We start from the raw sequence: 17145 nt of genomic DNA, 5'->3' as shown, positions 1-17145 counted from the left end.
GTCCATCACAGGTAAACAGGGTGTGACCATATCATTTTTTTAGGTCACTTCCTGCATCGGAAGATTCACTTTAGTGTAGATGCTGTAATTCCGCACACCGGGTAGGCAAGAAGGGACTGGCGCTGCGGGACACCGCGTTCTGTGGAATAATCCGCAGCTTTAACGCAAAACAAAATACCCGGCCCTGGGGATAGCGGTAGAATCCGGGGGCGCCGGCAGCGGACATACAACGGAACTATGCAGACCCCGAGACACGCACTCACCGTAGACAACGTCATTTTCGGCTTCGACGACGGCGAACTGAAAGTACTGATCGTCAAGCACGGCGAGGGCGAGAGCCGTGGCCGCTGGGGCCTGCCTGGAGACTGGTTGAAAGAAGGGGAAACCCTGGAACAGGCCGCCAGTCGCGTACTGCTGGACCGCACCGGGGTGCGGGATATTTTTCTCGAGCAGCTGCACGCCTTCAGCGAGGTGGAACGACACCCGGGGGAGCGTATCATCACCGTCGCCTTTTTCGCCCTGGTGCGCTCAGATGCCCATGTGCTTTCCGTGGGTAAATCCGAACTGGATGCGCGTTGGGTCAATGTGCGCGAAACCCCGGAATTGATTTTTGATCACGGCAGCATTCTCAGTAAAGCCCTGGCACGGCTCAAGCACAAAGTGCGCCACGAGCCCATTGGCTTCAATTTACTGCCGGAAAAATTCACGCTATTTGAGCTGCAGCGGCTGTACGAAGCCGTGTTGGATATCACCCTCGACAAACCCAACTTTCGCCGCAAGATGATGAAGATGAACCTGCTTGTGTCTACGGATGAAAAGCAGTCTGGTGTCAGTTACCGCGCCGCCAATCTGTACCGGTTTGACCTGAAGGTATACCGCGAACTCACTCAGCAGGGCTTTGTATTTGAGGTCTAAAGCCGACTACCGCTGAATAAAAAAAGCCCGGGGTAAAGCACGCCGGGCGAAGGGTTTGTGAGAGAGACTACTCACCATTACAACTTCTGGACATCCTGTGAGGATTTGCGTTTTCGGCCTATCGGTTAACGCTCGAGATACTCAAAGAAATCAAAATCCGCCGGGCAATCCGCCCCGGAAATATCCTGGCAGGCCATGCCCACGAAGGCGCCGGTAAAGCTCGCGCCCTCGCCGCGACCCGCCTCGTCGGAGACAATGCTGTAGTCCAGCGTCTCCCCGACTTGCTGCCATTTTTCCCCATCCACTGACCACAAGAAATCCAGTTTCTCGTAGTTCACCTGTGCGCGCAGGTAAATTGGCGTACTCGCTGGCAGCGGCACTACTTTTTCTGAACCCGAGCCATAATTTCCCAGCGGGAAGTGCAGGTCGGTCACCTCACCTTCGCTGTGACTCATTATGCCGAGATGCTTGCCGTGCTCATCGTCGTGGGAGATATACAGATAGTGGAATTTCTGGCCGTTGTAGTAACAGGTCAGCCCCGCCATCTGTTGGAAGGTTTGCGGCACAAACTCCACTTTTGTGGTGGCCGTGAAGCAGAAAGCCTGCTGGCGGCGGGCGATCAGCGCTTGCTCAAAGCTGCTGCCGATGGATTGTTTACCGTACAGGCGCAGAAAACCTGGACGGTCCTGCAGGCTGTAAAAGTTCTCCGGGTAGGGGGTGCGCAGCCACTGGTAGTGCATTGGCAGCTGCGCACTGTCGAATTCATCCAGCGCAGGATCTTGCGGCCACGGGTGCGGCGGCAGGTCCGGGGCGTCGACATTCGCCTGGGGCTGGTTGTTGCCGTGCGCCAGCCGCAGCCAGCCGTCTTCACCCCACTCCGCGCGCTGAATTGCGGTTTCGCGTCCCAGTGGGCTGCGTTTGATTCCGGGCAGCGGGCGGGTGGCAAGATGCACCGCGAAAATCTCGCCCTGCGGGGTTTCCACGAAGTCTCCGTGACCGGAGCGCTGCAGCACCAGATCCGGGTTGTCTACCGAGGTCAGGAAATAGCCGTGTGGGTCCAGTTCGTAGGGCCCTTCGAGATTCTTTGACCGCGCGAACGTCATACGGTGCTCGTAACCGGTTCCGCCCTCGGCGGTGAGCAGGTAGTAATAACCGTTGCGCTTGTAGATGTGCGGCGCTTCGGTCAGGCCCGCGTCGGTGCCGAGGAAAATATTGGTGATGGGGCCGACGAGTTTTTTCGCTGTCGGGTCATACTCCTGCAGCAGGATACCGCCGAACGCATTCTTGCCGGTGCGATGGTCCCACACCATATTGGTGAACCACTTGCGGCCGTCGTCGTCATGGAACAGGGATGGATCGAAGCCACTGCTGTTCACATACACCGGATCACTCCACTCGCCGTCGATGGTGGCGCAGGTGGTGATGTAGTTGTGTGCGTCTTTGAAGCTGCCATTGAAGCGTTTTACATCCGTGTACACCAGGTAAAACAATCCGTCACACCAGGACAGGCAGGGCGCCCAGATGCCGCAGGAATCCGGGTTGCCGCGCATATCCAGCAGCGCCTCGCGGTTGAGCGGGCGGCTGACCAGTCGCCAGTTCACCAGATCTTTGGAGTGGTGAATCTGCACCCCGGGGTACCACTCGAAAGTGGAAGTGGCGATGTAATAGTCGTCGCCCACCCGCACGATGGAGGGGTCTGGGTTGAAACCTTTTAAAATTGGATTGTTCATCACGTCCTTCGTCACATTCTTACGTCACATTCTGTTATCGCCATTTGCGGCGGAACACGGGATTAGTTGGAAACTGCGCTTGCAGTATCGGGAGAGTTGGTCGCGTTTTCAGCGCGCATGCCAGTTGCCATAAACGCATTGGTGAGCCGGTAATTGCGGAACAGCGCCATGGTGATCAAGGTGCAGACCACCGGGCCCGCGGCGTAGATCAGCACGATGCCGTCGAGGGTGCGCTCGCTCTGCTCGGCGTTCGGCACATAGTCGAAATAACCCAGCAGCCAGCCGGCACTGGCACCGCCGAAGGCGAGGCCAAGCTTCAAGGCCATTAAATGTCCGGAGTAGGCCATGGCCATTTTTTTCGGGTGGCCTTTGCTGGCAAACCAGTCCACGGTGTCTGGCACCATGGAGAAGATCAGGGGAATAGCGATCATATGTACGAAGTTTGCGGCCATGGCGAGTGCCAGCGCCAGGTACACCTGATCCCTTCCCAGCGGCAGCAGGGCGGCATGAGTGACAATCACCCCGATCATTGCCCAGTTGAACAGGCGCGCCTTACAGAAGCGTTTGGTGAGAAAGTTGGTGCTTACCGCGCCGGCTACACCCGCGAGCATGGGCAGGGTGACGAACATGCTGACCAGGTTTTCCGACTGGAAGTAATAGGTCACATAGAAGGGCGTCACCGCACCGCGCATGGCGACGAGCACCAGCAGGAAAAACGTCGCCGCAGCGATGATCGCCCACTGGCTGTTGCGGAACAGGTTGAAAAAATCCCCGGCGAAGTTCTTCGCAATATTGCCTTTCGAGTCCGCCACCGTGTCCGGCGCAACCCGCTCGCGGGTGCTCCAGAAGCAGATAAAAAAGCACAGCGCCGCAATCGCGGCCATGACCGCCATGGCCATCTGGTAACCAAAGGCCTTGTCGCCCTGGCCGAGCAGATTCACCAGCGGCAGTGTCAGTGCGGACACCAGCGCACCGCCCACCATGGCCATGGCAAAACGGTAGGACTGAATAGACGCGCGCTCGGTGGTGTCTTCGGTAATCACACCGCCCAGGGCGGAATAGGGAATATTGATGGCGGTATATACAGTCATCAACAGGGTATAGGTAATGTACGCATAAACCAGCTTGCCGTTCTCGCCGAGATCCGGGGTGGTAAATGCCAGTACGGCAAGGCCCGCATAGGGCAGTGCCATCAGCAGCAGATAGGGCCGGTAGCGTCCCCAGCGGGAGCGGGTGCGGTCTGCCATCCCCCCTACCAGCGGATCGGTGATGCCGTCGAATATCCGCACCACCAGCAGCAGCGTGCCCGCGGCAGCGGCGGAAATACCGAACACATCGGTGTAGAACACCAGCAGGAAATTGATCACCACCTGGAACACGATGTTGCTGGCGGTATCGCCCAGGCCGTAGCCGATTTTTTCGCGAATGCTGATACTGGATGTGCCCATGGCGACTTCTCTCACTCGTTATTGTTTTTTATCGTTGTCTTTTCTGGTGCTTACGCTGGATTTCGTTGCTTAATCATAATAGTCTCGGTGACTATAACACAGCATCAGGAGCTGTCTAGCCTTTTGCGACCGCTGCTACACCGCTCCGTACAGACTAAAAAATAAACAAAAGAATAAAAAGGTGAAATAGAGGTAGGAAAATGAAAAAAACAACGATGATGAACCAGCAGCGGCGATTGTTCCTGCGCAGCGCCTTCACTGCCGCCGGTATAGGCCTGGTACTGGGCAGCGCGAGCCCCAAACGCCTGCTGGCGGAGGCACTTGCCGGCCAATCCGGGGCTTCAGCACCGGGGCTGGGTGCCCTGTTCGGCGGTGACTTCAAGGTAGGCACTGCGCTGTCCAACAACACCCTGCAGGCCCAAAACCCTGGTCTGGAAGCTCTGGTGGCGCGCGAGTTCAGCGCCATCACCGCGGAAAATGCGATGAAATGGGAAGAGGTGCACCCGCAAGCGGATGTTTGGGACTGGCAGCGTGCTGACCACTTCGTAGACTTCGGTCAGCGCCATAAGATGTACACCATCGGCCACACCCTGGTGTGGCACTCGCAGATGCCGGAATCGGTCTTCGTCGACGGCCACGGTCGGTTGCGCAAGCGCAGCGACATCGAGCAGACCATGGAGAGTCACATTGCCGCACTGGCAGGGCGTTACCGCGGCAAAATCCAGGCGTGGGATGTCGTCAACGAAGCGGTCACCGACGACGGCCAGTGGCGCAAGAGCCACTGGTACAACACCCTCGGTGAGAACTACTTTTCCCGCGCCTTCCACCTCGCCCGCGAGGTCGACCCCAATGCAGAGCTGCTGTACAACGACTACAACATGACGATCCCGGCGAAACGGGATTTTGCCCTGGAGCAGATCGTAAAATTCCGCAAGCAGGGTATGCCGGTTCACGGTGTGGGTATGCAGGCGCACGTACATTTGAGTGAGCCCGCCATCGCCAAGATCGAAGCCAGTATTGAGGCCATTGCCGCTGCCGGTCTCGATGTGCATATCACCGAGCTGGATGTGGATGTGTTGCCCCAAGCCTACGACTACATGGGTGCGGAGATTTCCACCAACTTTGCCTACTCGGAAAAACTCAATCCCTTCCCCGAGAAGTTGCCGGAAAAAATCGTCGATGAACTGGCGGCGCGATATGAATCCCTGTTCAAACTTTTCCTGAAACATCGGGACAAGGTTCGTCGGGTTACTCTGTGGGGCACTACGGATGCGGAATCCTGGAAAAATGATTGGCCTGTGGTTGGGCGGACCAATTACCCGCTGATTTTTGATCGGGATGGCGAGCCGAAGAAGGCGTATTACGCTGTTGCGGGTTTGAAAGTTGCGGCTAAGTCCAGTTGAGTCAGGGCTTCGTAGTTACTGCGTGGCGGCGCCGCTACCGGGTGCTGCCTTGCCAGACACGCCGTGAACCCATCCCTGGGGGCTCTTCCGCGAGGTCCCTCTCGCGGAAGGTCTGGCAAGGCAGCACCCGGTATCGGCGCCTCGGCGGATAGTCCAGATTTCTACACAACCCGAAAAGAACTTTCGCTGTTGACTAACGAAGACTTGAACTTCAAATCGAAGGTGGAGTGCTGGGGATGCGTTTTTGAAAGCGTCGGAAACAGGGACGTTTCCGACGCAGCCTACAGGGATGTATGCATGGCGGTTTCAAAAACGCATCCCCAGTGCTCTACCGCCACCAAACGAAAATAAAACGGACCCCAAAATCAGGACGAACAACTGATGGGCAAATGTTTACCCAACTCAGTGGGAGCAGCCGCCCAAGATTCAAACCCGGGATGCTCATCAAACGGCGTCTGCAACAAATCAAAAAACGTCCGCAAAGGCTGAAAATCCCCGGCCTCAGCGGCTTCAATCACCCGCTGCGCCAGATAATTCCGCAATACAAACTTCGGATTCGTCCGCAACATATCCCGGCTGCGCTGCTCCGGGGAGCGGCTCTCCTTCTGCAGCCGTTGGTCATAGCGGGAAAGCCAGCTCGTCAAAGCCTCGTGCTGCGAAGGTGAAACAAGCTCCTCTAAAGCAGTAGCCGGCCGCTCCCCGCAGTAACGGCTGAGCGCCCGGAAAAACAGCGAGTAATCCACCCGCCCCGATTCCAGCAACTGCATCAGATCCGCACACAACTGCTGATCGCCCTCATCCTCAATCGCCAGCCCAAGCTTCCGTCGCATCAACCCCGAATAAAACTCAATCAGCAAAGGTTGATACTGGCCGAGACAATCCTTCAATGTCTCCACATCCAATAGAGAAGAAAACGCATGGGCCAGCGCATTCAGGTTCCACAGCACCACCCCCGGCTGCGCATCAAACGCATAGCGGCCCGTGTGGTCCGAATGGTTGCAGATAAAACCCGGCTCATAATCGTCGAGGAAACCGTAGGGACCGAAATCAAATGAATCCCCGATGATCGACATATTGTCCGTATTCAAAACCCCATGGGCAAAGCCCACCGACTGCCAGCCCGCAACCAGCTCCGCACTGCGCTTCACGGTAAACCGCAACAGCGCCTCCGCCTGCTCCTGCACAGGTTTATCCACAAATTCTGGCAGAAACTGCGCACACACAAACTCCACCAGCCGGTGCTGCGCCTCCAGCTGGCGGGTGTAGAACAGATACTCGAAATGGCCGAAGCGGACATGGGAACGCGCCACGCGGATCAGCGCGGCACCGGTTTCCAGTTTCTCCCGGGCCACCGGTTCCTGACTACCGACCATACACAGCGCGCGGGTGCTGCGGATGCCGAGTGCCGTCAGCGCTTCGCCGGCAAGATACTCGCGGATGGTTGAACGCAACACCGCACGGCCGTCGCCAAACCGGGAGTAGGGCGTCTGGCCGGCACCCTTGAGATGCAGGTCCCAGCGCTTGCCGTTGCGCTCAACTTCGCCCAGTAACAGCGCGCGCCCGTCGCCAAGCTCGGGGTTGTAACTGCCAAACTGGTGACCGGTGTATTTCATTGAAAATGGCACGCTGCCCGGGAACAGTTTTGCACCGCTGCCAAGCAGCGCCCAGTCCGGGTTGGCGGCCTCGCGCGGGTCGATTCCGATCAGTTCCATCACCGTTGGATTGACGTGGATGACGTACGGGTTCTGCAGCGGGGTAGGGGGAAGTGGCGTGCCGAAGACCGGGCCGAGATCGGCGTAGTGGTGTTGCAGCTTCAATTGATCGAGTGACAGGAAATTGGAATTGCTCACGAGCTACCCAGAGTCAGTTTGATGTTTTTTTCCGCCCAGCATTCTACTTCGAGTTCCAGAAGATCTTCGATTGCCGGATTGTCGTACAGCCAGTCGGAGGGGATTTCCAGCCGATAGCCCGGGCCATCGGCCGACAGCGCGAGCCCGTCGATGGGGCGGTCCATATGATCCCGGTGCACGATGCAGGCGAGGCGCAGACACAACAACAGGTCGTTGTTTGGATGAAAGCCGTAGTGCTCCTGCACCGCCTTGATATCACCGCGCTGGTTGCGCACCAGGTACGCCAGGTTTTCCTGCTCGCTGCGACTGAACCCCGCCATGTCCGCATGCTCGATCATAAAGGCGCCCAGCTTGCGGAAATTACTGTGGGAAAGCGCGAGACCGATCTCGTGCAGATCTGCCGCCCAGCGCAACATGCGGCGCTGGCTTGTCACCGAGTGCGGATTCAGCTGGCCGAAGAACTGCAGCGCAGTGTTGGCCACCCGCTTCGCCTGATTGCGGTCGATTTCTCCCTTCTCCATCAGGTTGGAAATGGTGTCCGCGCGACGGTCTCCGCCGTGCGCGCGGCCCGCGAGATCGTGGACGATACCCTCGCGGATGGCAAATGGCGAAACGTGCATGACTTCAATGTCCAGTTCGCGAAAGATACCGTGCAGAATCGCAAGGCCGGCGGCGAATACCGGGCGGCGCTGTGGTTCGAGGTGAGGCAGATCGATGGCAGCCACTGTTTTGCAGTTGGCCACCCGGTCCGCCAGCTTGTCCAGATCGCGGCGGTGAATCGGCAACAGCTCGCCGTCGTTCAGTACCCGCGCGACAGATTTGATGGTCCCGGAGGCGCCGATGACCAGGGCCTCGTCGGCCATGTGTCGCAGCTCCTGCAACTCCGCCTGGGCGGCGCGGCGGGCGCGCGTGAAACTGTTGCGTTTCCCCAGGTCGATTTTGCCGCTGTCAAAAAAGCGACGGTTGAATGCCACGCACCCGACATTTACGCTCTGCAGTTGTCGAGGACTTTCCACGCCGCGCACAAACTCCGTGGAGCCGCCGCCGATATCCACCACACAGCGCAGCCGCGGCGGACCTTCGGCCGCGGCCATAACGCCGGAATAGATCAGCCGCGCCTCCTCGATACCGGAAATGATCTCAATGGGGGCGCCCAGAATGGCCTCCGCGGCCTCGAGGAAGCCATCCGCCTGGGTGCTGGCGATGCGCAGGGTGTTGGTGCCCACGATGCGCACATTGTCGGCGGGTAGCCCCCGAATTACCGGCGCGAACCTTCTCAGTGCTTCCAGCGCGCGTTCCGCGACGTCCGGCGCCAGGTTGCGCTCGCTGTCGAGCCCCTCGGCGAGGCGCACCATGGCGCGGTCCGTGTGCAGGCGCACCATGCGCTGGTCGCGGAATTCTGCCAACAGCAGGTGAAAGCTGTTGGAGCCCAGATCCAGCGCTGCATAGCGCTCATTGCCCGCATCCGCGTTGTTATCCATTGTCATGTTTTTTCTTGTCAAATACCTGAAACAAAAATGTAGCAAACTGCGCAGCCATCACTTTGTCACTAGCGTGTCCATATAAACTTGAAAACGATAGAAGCCGCATTCCCAATTGGCGTCGAATCCCCGGCTGAGTCCGGGGCTGGCGAACGACTTGCAGAAGAAGCACCGGAAAGTATGGCAAAAGACATCCCCCTGTATCCCAAAGAGCTGAGCTGGCTCTCGTTCAATGCCCGGGTATTGCAGGAGGTCGAGGACGAGAGGGTGCCCATCATCGAGCGGGTGCGCTTTCTTGGCATCTTTTCCAACAATCTCGACGAATTCTACCGCGTTCGGGTCGCCGATGTACGGCGCCTGGCCACGTTTGCCAAAGGCGGTCGCCAGAAAGAGCGCTTTGGCGAGCTGCTCGGGAGCATCAACGAAAAGGTGTTGCGCCTGCAGGCCCGCTTCGGCAATGCCTACAGCAAGGTGCTGAAAGATTTGGGGCGGCACAATATCCATCTGATCAACGAGCGCCAGCTTACCGACAACCAACGCGTATACGTGGAGGAATTCTTCCACCGCGAAGTGTTGCCGGAACTTGAACCCTTCTTCATTGATGATCGTGAAACCATGCCGCTTCTCAACGAAGCGAGTATTTACTTTGGTATTTATCTGGAGCTGGAAGACGGCAGCCTGCGCTTTGCGGCGCTGGAGATTCCCACGGACATCCTGCCGCGGTTTATCGCGATTCCGCACCGGGAAAGAAAGCACGAAAAAGTCTACATCGTTCTCGACAACGTGATCCGCGCCTGTCTGGTGGATGTGTTCCGCTATGTAATGCCCATTAGCAAGGCGTCCGCCTACACCTTCAAAATCAGCCGCGACGCGGAACTGGAACTCGGCGAACACGTGACGCAGAACATCGTAGACCGGGTGGCGAAGTCACTGAAGAAACGCAAGCAGGCGGAACCGGTGCGGTTGGTATACGACTCCACTATGTCCGAGGCGCTGCTGCAGCTGATCAAGAAAAAGCTCAAGATGGGCAGCTACGACAGCTTTACTCCCGGCGGTCGCTACCATAATTCGAAAGACTTCATGAGCTTCCCGGCAGACAGCCGCCAGCACACCTACCGCCGTATCACACCGCTGCCCACCCTGCCGGACAGTGCCAATATCTTCGCCTGGCTGCGCGAGCGCGATCGCCTCTGCTATTACCCGTATCACGACTTCCGCGTAATCACCAAATTGCTTGCCTCCGCAGCCATTGACCCCAAGGTGCGGGAAATCCGCATTAACCTGTACCGGGTGGCGAAAAACTCCCGCGTGGTCGCCGCACTGGTCAACGCCGTGCGCAACCAGAAGCAGGTGACCGCGGTAGTGGAACTCCAGGCGCGCTTTGACGAGCAGGCCAACCTGCACTGGTCCAGTGAGCTGAGCGATGCCGGTGTGGAAGTGATCTATGGGGTGCCCGGTCTCAAGGTGCACTGCAAACTCATTTCCATCGTGCGTGAAGAAGATGGCCGCGACCGCTATTACAGCCACTTCGGTACCGGAAATTTCAACGAGAGTACCGCGCGTTTTTACTGTGATTTCAGCCTGCTCACCGGCGACAGCAAACTGGGCGAGGACGCCTACCGGGTATTCGACTTCATTAAGCAGTCTCACCGGCAGCCGGATTACCACCATATCTGGGTCTCACCCCACTCCAGCAGACCAAACCTGCTCGCGGCCATAGATCGCGAGATTTCCGCAGCGGTGGCCGGCAAGCCGGCGGACATCTTCATCAAGTGCAACAATCTGGTGGACTCGGAGGTGATTGAGCGTCTGTATCGCGCGGGAGCCGCCGGTGTGCGCGTGCGGATTATTGTGCGCAGTATGTGCGCACTGATGTGCCAGACCCCGGGCGTTTCCGACAACATCGAAGTGATCAGCCTGGTGGACAAGTTTCTCGAGCATGCCCGGGTATATGCGTTCCACAACGCAGGGGAACCACGGGTGTACCTGTCCTCCGCCGATCTGATGACGAGAAACCTGGACCACCGGGTGGAGGTGACCTTCCCGCTGCTGTCGGCGGAGCACCGCAAGACCGTGTTGGATATTCTCGAATTGCAGTGGCAGGACAACCAGAAAGCGCGGTTGATGGACGCGGACCAGAGCAACAGCCTGATTGCCAATCGCAACAGCAAACGCAACGTGCGCTCACAGGATGCAATTTATCGGTATTTAAAAAAGCGGGAGGTTTGATCGGAGAAGAACCGGCGGCGAGCTACAAGCAATACCTTTATGGAACGCTAGTGTCTCGGACTATTTTGCGTGCTAGTTCCTGCTGAAACCCACCAGCTTCCCGTTCTCAAACGAAAAGCGGTAGCGCTCGCCAACCTTCAGCCGCTCTTTGCAGCGGGATTCAATGGTGATGCGAGGGAACTGGGGGGTGACCACCCAGGTGGTAAAATCGCCCTCCGCTCCGCGTTTGATCAACCAGTAATGATCGCCGTGCTGACAGGTTCCACGCGCCTTGCAATTGTCATAACCCCACACAAACGCGCGCACATCGTATTTGCCGGGCAGGTTGGCGGCGGGTTGGAAAGGGTGCTTGGGGTCGTTGGTGAAAGTGTAGAGATCGTCAAACTTCAGCAGCTTGAAATTTTTGGCGCGCACGTCGCAACCAACGGCATGCAGCGCTACCCCTGCCGCAGTTTCAGGGGGTTTGGAATCGTTATCTTTGGGTTTGCCCTCCATCTCGCTGGGCAGATAACCGCAACCACTCAGAGCCAGACTCCATAGCACCAGCGTCACACACAACCCGCCCCAGGCGAAATACCGCACGTGCAACCTCCATCGGAACCAAACCGCTTTTCTAACTATAGCCACTGTTGCGCAACCGCCTGCGGGCAGCGGGGCTTACAGCGCAATGCTGTCGCCTCTTAGATCGCTGGTGGTCTTTCCGCTCCAGTTTTTTACCGCCCGGCGCAGGCTTGAGGCGCAGGAAAAGCCGGTGTAGCGTGCAATTTCTTCCACCGCCAGGCAGGAATTGCGCAGATGGTGCAGTGCGATTTCCATGCGGATCTCGTGCAGCAGACCGCGAAAGGTGACGCCATCGGCCGCCAGCCGGCGTGAGAGGCCGCGCGGCGAAACCTGCAACTGCTCGGCGACCTGCTGTAGCTCCAGCCGCGGGTTGAAGTGTGATCGCATGTGCCAGCGTACCCGCTCGGTGAAACTGAAATGCTCGGCAAAGCGGTCCAGCTCCTGCTCGCACTCCCGCTGCAGGCGTTCATAGGTGCGCCGGCGCATGGGGCGGAACGGCGTGAACACCAGGTCGATACTGCCGGAAATGGTGGAAGTGTTGCCGCCGAACTCAAGGGACTGGCAGGGAAGCCTGTCGTAAAACTCGCAAGCGGCCGGGCGCGGCTGGTCCAGGCGCACGTGGATTTCCGGGTCTTCTACCGACTTGTTGCCGCACTCGTCCCAGATGCGCAATGTGGTGGCGAGGCGGAACTGGCGCAGGAAATCCCGCAATACCGGATCGGCGTCCTGCGATGTGGAATAGTTGATGGGTTCCACCACGCGGTTGCCGCGGTCGAGATAACTGTTGGAGCGTGCGGCGTGCAGTGCGTAAAAAGGCTGTACCGTGACCATGTAGCGGCGGAAGGATTCGGCAATATCCTTGAGACTCGGACTGCATTCGATCATGAAGCCCATCGGGCCCCAGAAACTCCAGTGAAATCTGAGGCCGACGATCAATCCGAGCTGGGGGTGAGCGCATTGTCGCACGCCATTTTGCAGCAGTACCCGCCATTGGTTGTAGCTGATGCGGGCCTCCTGCAGATCGAACAGGGCGGATGTGATTCCGGTGCCCTGGAGCAGGGTGCTCTCGCTGGCGCCGAGTTCGCGGAAGACCTCGATGAATCCGAGCGGATGGCGGTGCAATGGAATAAGGCGTGTGTCGTAATCCATAACGGCTCCCAGAATTTTTATTATTGCCGGGAAAAATAGTGCGTTATCACGCGCGCTGATGGCGCGCGATAACCACCCGTGTCGCTATTTGTACTGATTCCCCGGCGTGCCTACAAGCCGGTAGGTGTATTTAGTGTGACGTGCGTTTGATTGGCAGACGGCGGAAGCGCACCTTGCGGCGGTAGGGGAAGGTGCTCTCCACGCGACCGGCGCGGATGCGCTCTTGTAGTCGCTGCCAGTAACGGTAGTCGTAGAGGTCGCTGTGCTGGTCTTCAAACGCCTTGCGCGCAATGGGGTTGCCGGAAAAAAACAGGCGGAATTCCTCCGGGAATACATCCGCTTCGGCCACGGTGTACCAGGGGCGGTCCGCCAGCTCCTGTTCCTCGTTTTGCGGCTCGGGAAGCTTGCGGAAATTGCATTCGGTAAGCGGGCAGAGTTCGTCGTAATCGTAAAACACCACACGTCCGTGGCGGGTCACGCCGAAGTTTTTTAGCAGCATATCACCGGGGAAAATATTGGCCGCCGCCAGCTGTTTGATGGCGTTGCCGTATTCCTCCATTGCTTCGATCGTCTGCTGGTCGTCCGCTTTGTCGAGATACAGGTTGAGTGGTTCCATGCGCCGCTCTACATATAAATGCTTGATGATCACCCATTTGTCGTCCAGGTGCAGTTTGCTCGGCGCCAGCTTCTGCAGCTCCGCAAGTAGTTCGTCGCTGAAACGGTTGCGATAAAAAATAAAGTTGGTGTATTCCTGGGTGTCTGCCATACGTCCGACCCGGTCGGCGCGGGATACGAATTTGTATTTTTCCTTGACGATTTCCTCGGTGACGGTTTTCGGTGCGTCGAAGCGATCCTTGATCACCTTGAACACCACCGGATAGGACGGAAGCGTGAACACGCTCATGACCATCCCCTTGATGCCGGGAGCAATCACAAACTTGTCATTGCTCACTTTCATGTGCGCGAGGATATGGCGGTAGAACTCGGTCTTGCCGTGCTTGTGGAAGCCGATGGAGTTGTACAGCTCGGACTTTTCCTTGAGTGGCATGATGGTGGAGAGGAAGCGCACAAAGCGCGAAGGGATCGGCGCGTCCACCATGAAATAGGAACGGGTGAAACTGAAGATGATACTGGCCGAGTCGTTGTCATAAATAAGGGTGTCAACAAACACCTGGCCGCGGCCGTTGTTCAGGCAGGGCATGATCAGCGGGATCACTTCACCGGCAAACATCAGGCGCCCCACCAGGTAGGCCGCTTTGTTGCGGTAGAACACGGATTCCAGCATGTCTACCCGTAGCCGCTGCTCGTCGTCCTCTGTTTCCAGTTTTCCCGCCAGCGGGCCTGTGCGCAGGGCGTCGCAGATATGGTCGAGATCGCGCTGCAGGTCTTCCCACGGAATCGAAAATCCGTAGTCGGCAAGAATATCCTCAATCATCGCCCGCATCCCATCACGGCCGCTGTAACTGATATAGATGCTGTAGTCCCGCAGGGGCTTTTCGTCCGGGGCGCGGGAGGATTTCACGAAGATATGGTTGTCGTGGATGTGCGCGTGCTGGAACTGGCTGCAGAACACCGAGTTGAAAAACGTCTCGGCGATTTCGTAGTTGTTGTTATTGGCGATCAATTGCGCGTAGGTTTCTTTGGCCTGCCCCCACAATTCCAGCTGGGTGGTGTCTTTACTGGTGACGGAGTGCACCAGTTTCAGCACCTGATTCACTTTCACTTTGTACAGATCGATGCGTTCCTTGTTGGCCTCGTGCACCCCAGGCCAGGCTGCGGTTTCAAAACGCGCCTTGGCGCCCAGGGTAATGTTCTGGAAATCCGCGAAGTAGGCCTCAAAGCCATTGAGAATGGTTTTGGCGATACGCCGGGCCGTCGGGGAGTGATTTGTCATGCACTAGACTCAATTGGATATGCTCTCTAGCCGATGGTAGCACGGGCACACTGGGGGTCACTTGAACGATTGGATCAGCAGCTTTGTCTTTTTCTTCGCGGTCATTGACCCGGTGGGCACGCTGCCGGTGTTTATCGCCGTCACCAGCCGCCACAGCGAATGGCAGCGGCGCCGGATTGCATTTACCGCGGTGATCGTGGCGGCGGGCATCCTGCTGTTTTTCCTGTTTGCCGGCCAGTACCTGTTGGAGGCCATCGGTGTGCCGTTGTCGGCGTTTCAGGTAGCGGGGGGCATTGTGCTGTTCCTGTTTGCGCTGACCATGATTTTTGGCGAGGGCAAGCCGGAACAGGAGATTGAAATTGTGCGCAGCGGACATGAAACCGCGATTTTTCCGCTGGCGATTCCGTCCATTGCCTCTCCGGGTGCGATGATGGCGGCGGTGGTGCTGACGGATAACCACCGTTTCGACTCCATACACCAGATCAATACCGCCAGCGCGATGTTTGCAGTATTGGCGATCGTGCTCGCGCTTCTGCTTACCGCCAACTGGATCTATCGCTGGATTGGTGACGCCGGCGCTAGTATCGTCAGTCGGGTGATGGGGCTGATACTCGCCTCTGTGGCCACCACCAATGTTCTGCTGGGCATACAGCAGTTTTTCCTGATGTAATCCGGAGCTTCCGCACCGGTAGTTGCGCGCTCGCGCTCCGGTGGCCGGGCAATCAATGATCATTGGGGGAAGGGTGCATCACGATATTTCTCTGATTACTACGATTTCCGTGGCGCTGGGGCTGGCGCTGGTACTCGGCTTTGTGGCCGCACGGGTGCGATTGCCGGCGCTGCTCGGCTATATGATTGCCGGGGTGATCATCGGCCCAGCCACGCCGGGGTTTGTGGCCGATATGGCGCTGTCGCAGCAACTGGCGGAGATCGGCGTGATCCTGCTGATGTTCGGTGTCGGCCTGCATTTTTCCCTGTCGGACCTGATGGCGGTGCGGCGCATTGCCATTGTTGGCGCACTGGCACAGATTGCCGTGGCCACTCTGCTCGGGTTCAGCGTCGCGCGCTGGTGGGGCTGGGACATCGGCGCCAGCCTTGTGTTCGGGCTGGCGCTGTCGGTTGCCAGTACCGTGGTGCTGCTGCGGGGGCTGGAGGCGCGCGGCCTGCTGGACAGCGCCAACGGGCGCATCGCCGTCGGCTGGCTGGTGGTGGAAGATCTGGTGATGGTGCTCGTGCTGGTGATACTGCCGGCGCTAGCGGGCTGGCTGGGCGGTACGCCGGTCGATGCCGGGGCCGATGCCGACGCTGGCGGTCTCGCGCTCGCCGTCGCCATTACGCTCGGCAAGGTCGCGGTCTTCGTGGCGCTGATGCTGGCGGGTGGCCGGCGGCTGTTTCCCTGGCTGCTGTGGCAAGTGGCGCGCGCCGGCTCACGAGAACTGTTTACCTTGTCGGTGGTTGCCACCGCCATGGGGATTGCCTACTTCTCGTCCATCATTTTCGGCGTGTCTTTTGCCCTCGGTGCCTTCTTTGCCGGCATGGTGCTGCGGGAATCCGCACTCAGTCACCGCGCTGCGGAGGAATCGCTGCCGCTGCGGGATGCCTTTGCAGTGTTGTTCTTTGTCTCAGTGGGGATGCTGTTTGACCCGCAAATGCCGATCGAGTCGCCGTCGAAGGTGCTGGCGGTGGTGGCGATCATCGTGTTTGGCAAAACCCTGGCGGCGTTTGCGCTGGTGCTGTTGTTCCGCTATCCGCTTAACACCGCGCTTACGGTATCTGCGAGCCTGGCTCAGATCGGCGAGTTCTCATTTATTCTCGCCGCCCTCGGTATTTCCCTGGGGCTGCTTTCTGCCGAGGGGCAGAACCTGATTCTCGCTGGCGCACTGATTTCTATTGCGCTGAACCCGCTGCTGTTCAATGCGCTAGAGCCACTGCAGCGCTGGATTCGTGGGCGCTCGTCACTGGCGCGGTTTATGGAGCGCTCGGCGGACCCGCTGGCGGAGCTGCCCATGTCCACGGACTTGCGCAAGCTGACCGGACACGCCGTGGTCGTGGGCTATGGTGATGTGGGATCGCGGGTGGTAACGGCGCTCACCAGCGCGGGAATTTCCTCGGTGGTGGCGGAGCAAAGCCGCGAGCTGGTGGAGCAACTGCGGGAGCGCGGCCTGGCGGCGGTATCTGGCGACGCGGCGGAGCCAGAGGTGCTGATCCAGGCCCATGTGGCGCGTGCACGCCTGCTGATTGTCACCATCCCCGATACCCTGCGCACCCGGCGGATGATGGAGACCGCCCGCCTGCTGAAACCGGATATCCAGATACTCGCGCGGGCCAGTGGCGACGAAGATGCGCGCCTGCTAACCCGCGACGGTGCCGCGCAGGTATTCGTGCGCGAGCAGGAGCTGGCGCGTGGAATCAGCAACAGCGCTATCGAACTGCTCGCGGCTCGCGACGCCACGCAAGACCACCACTGATTCGGCGCGGCTGCGCT

12 protein-coding genes are annotated in these 17145 nt (G+C 58.5%); 5 read left to right on the top strand and 7 right to left on the bottom strand.

Going from position 1 to position 17145, the window contains the following annotated elements; genetic code table 11:
• Positions 1-237 precede the first annotated feature (237 nt).
• Positions 238-915, top strand: coding sequence for an NUDIX hydrolase (locus FDY93_RS17165; protein ID WP_138236974.1), 678 nt, complete (start codon positions 238-240; stop codon positions 913-915).
• A 125-nt stretch (positions 916-1040) separates the two neighbouring features.
• On the opposite strand, the gene FDY93_RS17160 is transcribed toward FDY93_RS17165, so the two are convergent.
• Together FDY93_RS17160 and FDY93_RS17155 are read right to left on the bottom strand one after the other, a co-directional pair.
• Positions 1041-2645 (bottom strand): glycoside hydrolase family 43 protein, encoded by a 1605-nt coding sequence (locus FDY93_RS17160; RefSeq protein ID WP_138236973.1) that lies wholly within the window; start codon positions 2643-2645, stop codon positions 1041-1043.
• 62 nt (positions 2646-2707) lie between these two features.
• Entirely contained in the window at positions 2708-4093 is a 1386-nt protein-coding gene (locus tag FDY93_RS17155; protein ID WP_138236972.1) for a glycoside-pentoside-hexuronide (GPH):cation symporter, read from the bottom strand.
• A gap of 200 nt (positions 4094-4293) precedes the next feature.
• On the opposite strand from FDY93_RS17155, the gene FDY93_RS17150 reads away from it, so the two are divergent.
• Positions 4294-5496, top strand: a complete 1203-nt coding sequence (locus tag FDY93_RS17150) for an endo-1,4-beta-xylanase (RefSeq protein ID WP_220446233.1) — start codon at positions 4294-4296, stop codon at positions 5494-5496.
• 365 nt (positions 5497-5861) lie between these two features.
• Here the strand turns inward: FDY93_RS17150 and FDY93_RS17145 are convergent, their stop codons facing one another.
• Complete coding sequence (locus FDY93_RS17145) at positions 5862-7346, bottom strand: protein adenylyltransferase SelO (protein ID WP_246068631.1); 1485 nt, start codon at positions 7344-7346, stop codon at positions 5862-5864.
• Positions 7343-8833: a Ppx/GppA phosphatase family protein gene (locus FDY93_RS17140; protein WP_246068630.1), complete on the bottom strand. Its 1491-nt coding sequence runs from the start codon at positions 8831-8833 to the stop codon at positions 7343-7345. Before FDY93_RS17140 ends, FDY93_RS17145 begins: the two co-directional genes overlap by 4 nt.
• 174 nt (positions 8834-9007) lie before the next feature.
• Here FDY93_RS17140 and ppk1 point away from each other — a divergent pair, with 174 nt between their 5' ends.
• On the top strand, positions 9008-11056 hold the full coding sequence (gene ppk1, locus FDY93_RS17135; protein ID WP_138236971.1) for a polyphosphate kinase 1: 2049 nt from the start codon (positions 9008-9010) through the stop codon (positions 11054-11056).
• Positions 11057-11128: 72 nt separating this feature from the next.
• Here the strand turns inward: ppk1 and FDY93_RS17130 are convergent, their stop codons facing one another.
• The 3 genes from FDY93_RS17130 to aceK form a co-directional block, all read right to left on the bottom strand.
• A complete protein-coding gene (locus tag FDY93_RS17130) occupies positions 11129-11638 on the bottom strand; it encodes a hypothetical protein (RefSeq protein ID WP_138236970.1) in 510 nt (169 codons plus the stop codon).
• A 75-nt stretch (positions 11639-11713) separates the two neighbouring features.
• Entirely contained in the window at positions 11714-12766 is a 1053-nt protein-coding gene (locus FDY93_RS17125) for an AraC family transcriptional regulator (RefSeq protein WP_138236969.1), read from the bottom strand.
• A gap of 130 nt (positions 12767-12896) precedes the next feature.
• A complete protein-coding gene (aceK, locus tag FDY93_RS17120; protein WP_138236968.1) occupies positions 12897-14660 on the bottom strand; it encodes a bifunctional isocitrate dehydrogenase kinase/phosphatase in 1764 nt (587 codons plus the stop codon).
• A 61-nt stretch (positions 14661-14721) separates the two neighbouring features.
• Between aceK and FDY93_RS17115 the strand changes: the two genes are divergently transcribed.
• Positions 14722-15330, top strand: coding sequence for a MarC family protein (locus FDY93_RS17115; RefSeq protein WP_138236967.1), 609 nt, complete (start codon positions 14722-14724; stop codon positions 15328-15330).
• Positions 15331-15385: 55 nt separating this feature from the next.
• Entirely contained in the window at positions 15386-17128 is a 1743-nt protein-coding gene (locus FDY93_RS17110) for a cation:proton antiporter domain-containing protein (RefSeq protein ID WP_246068629.1), read from the top strand.
• Positions 17129-17145: the final 17 nt, after the last annotated feature.

It is taken from the genome of Microbulbifer harenosus (assembly GCF_005771435.1).
In the GTDB taxonomy this organism is placed as follows: domain Bacteria; phylum Pseudomonadota; class Gammaproteobacteria; order Pseudomonadales; family Cellvibrionaceae; genus Microbulbifer; species Microbulbifer harenosus.
The sequence above is the reverse complement of the archived record's forward strand: the minus strand, read 5'-3'. Positions and strand labels throughout refer to the sequence as shown.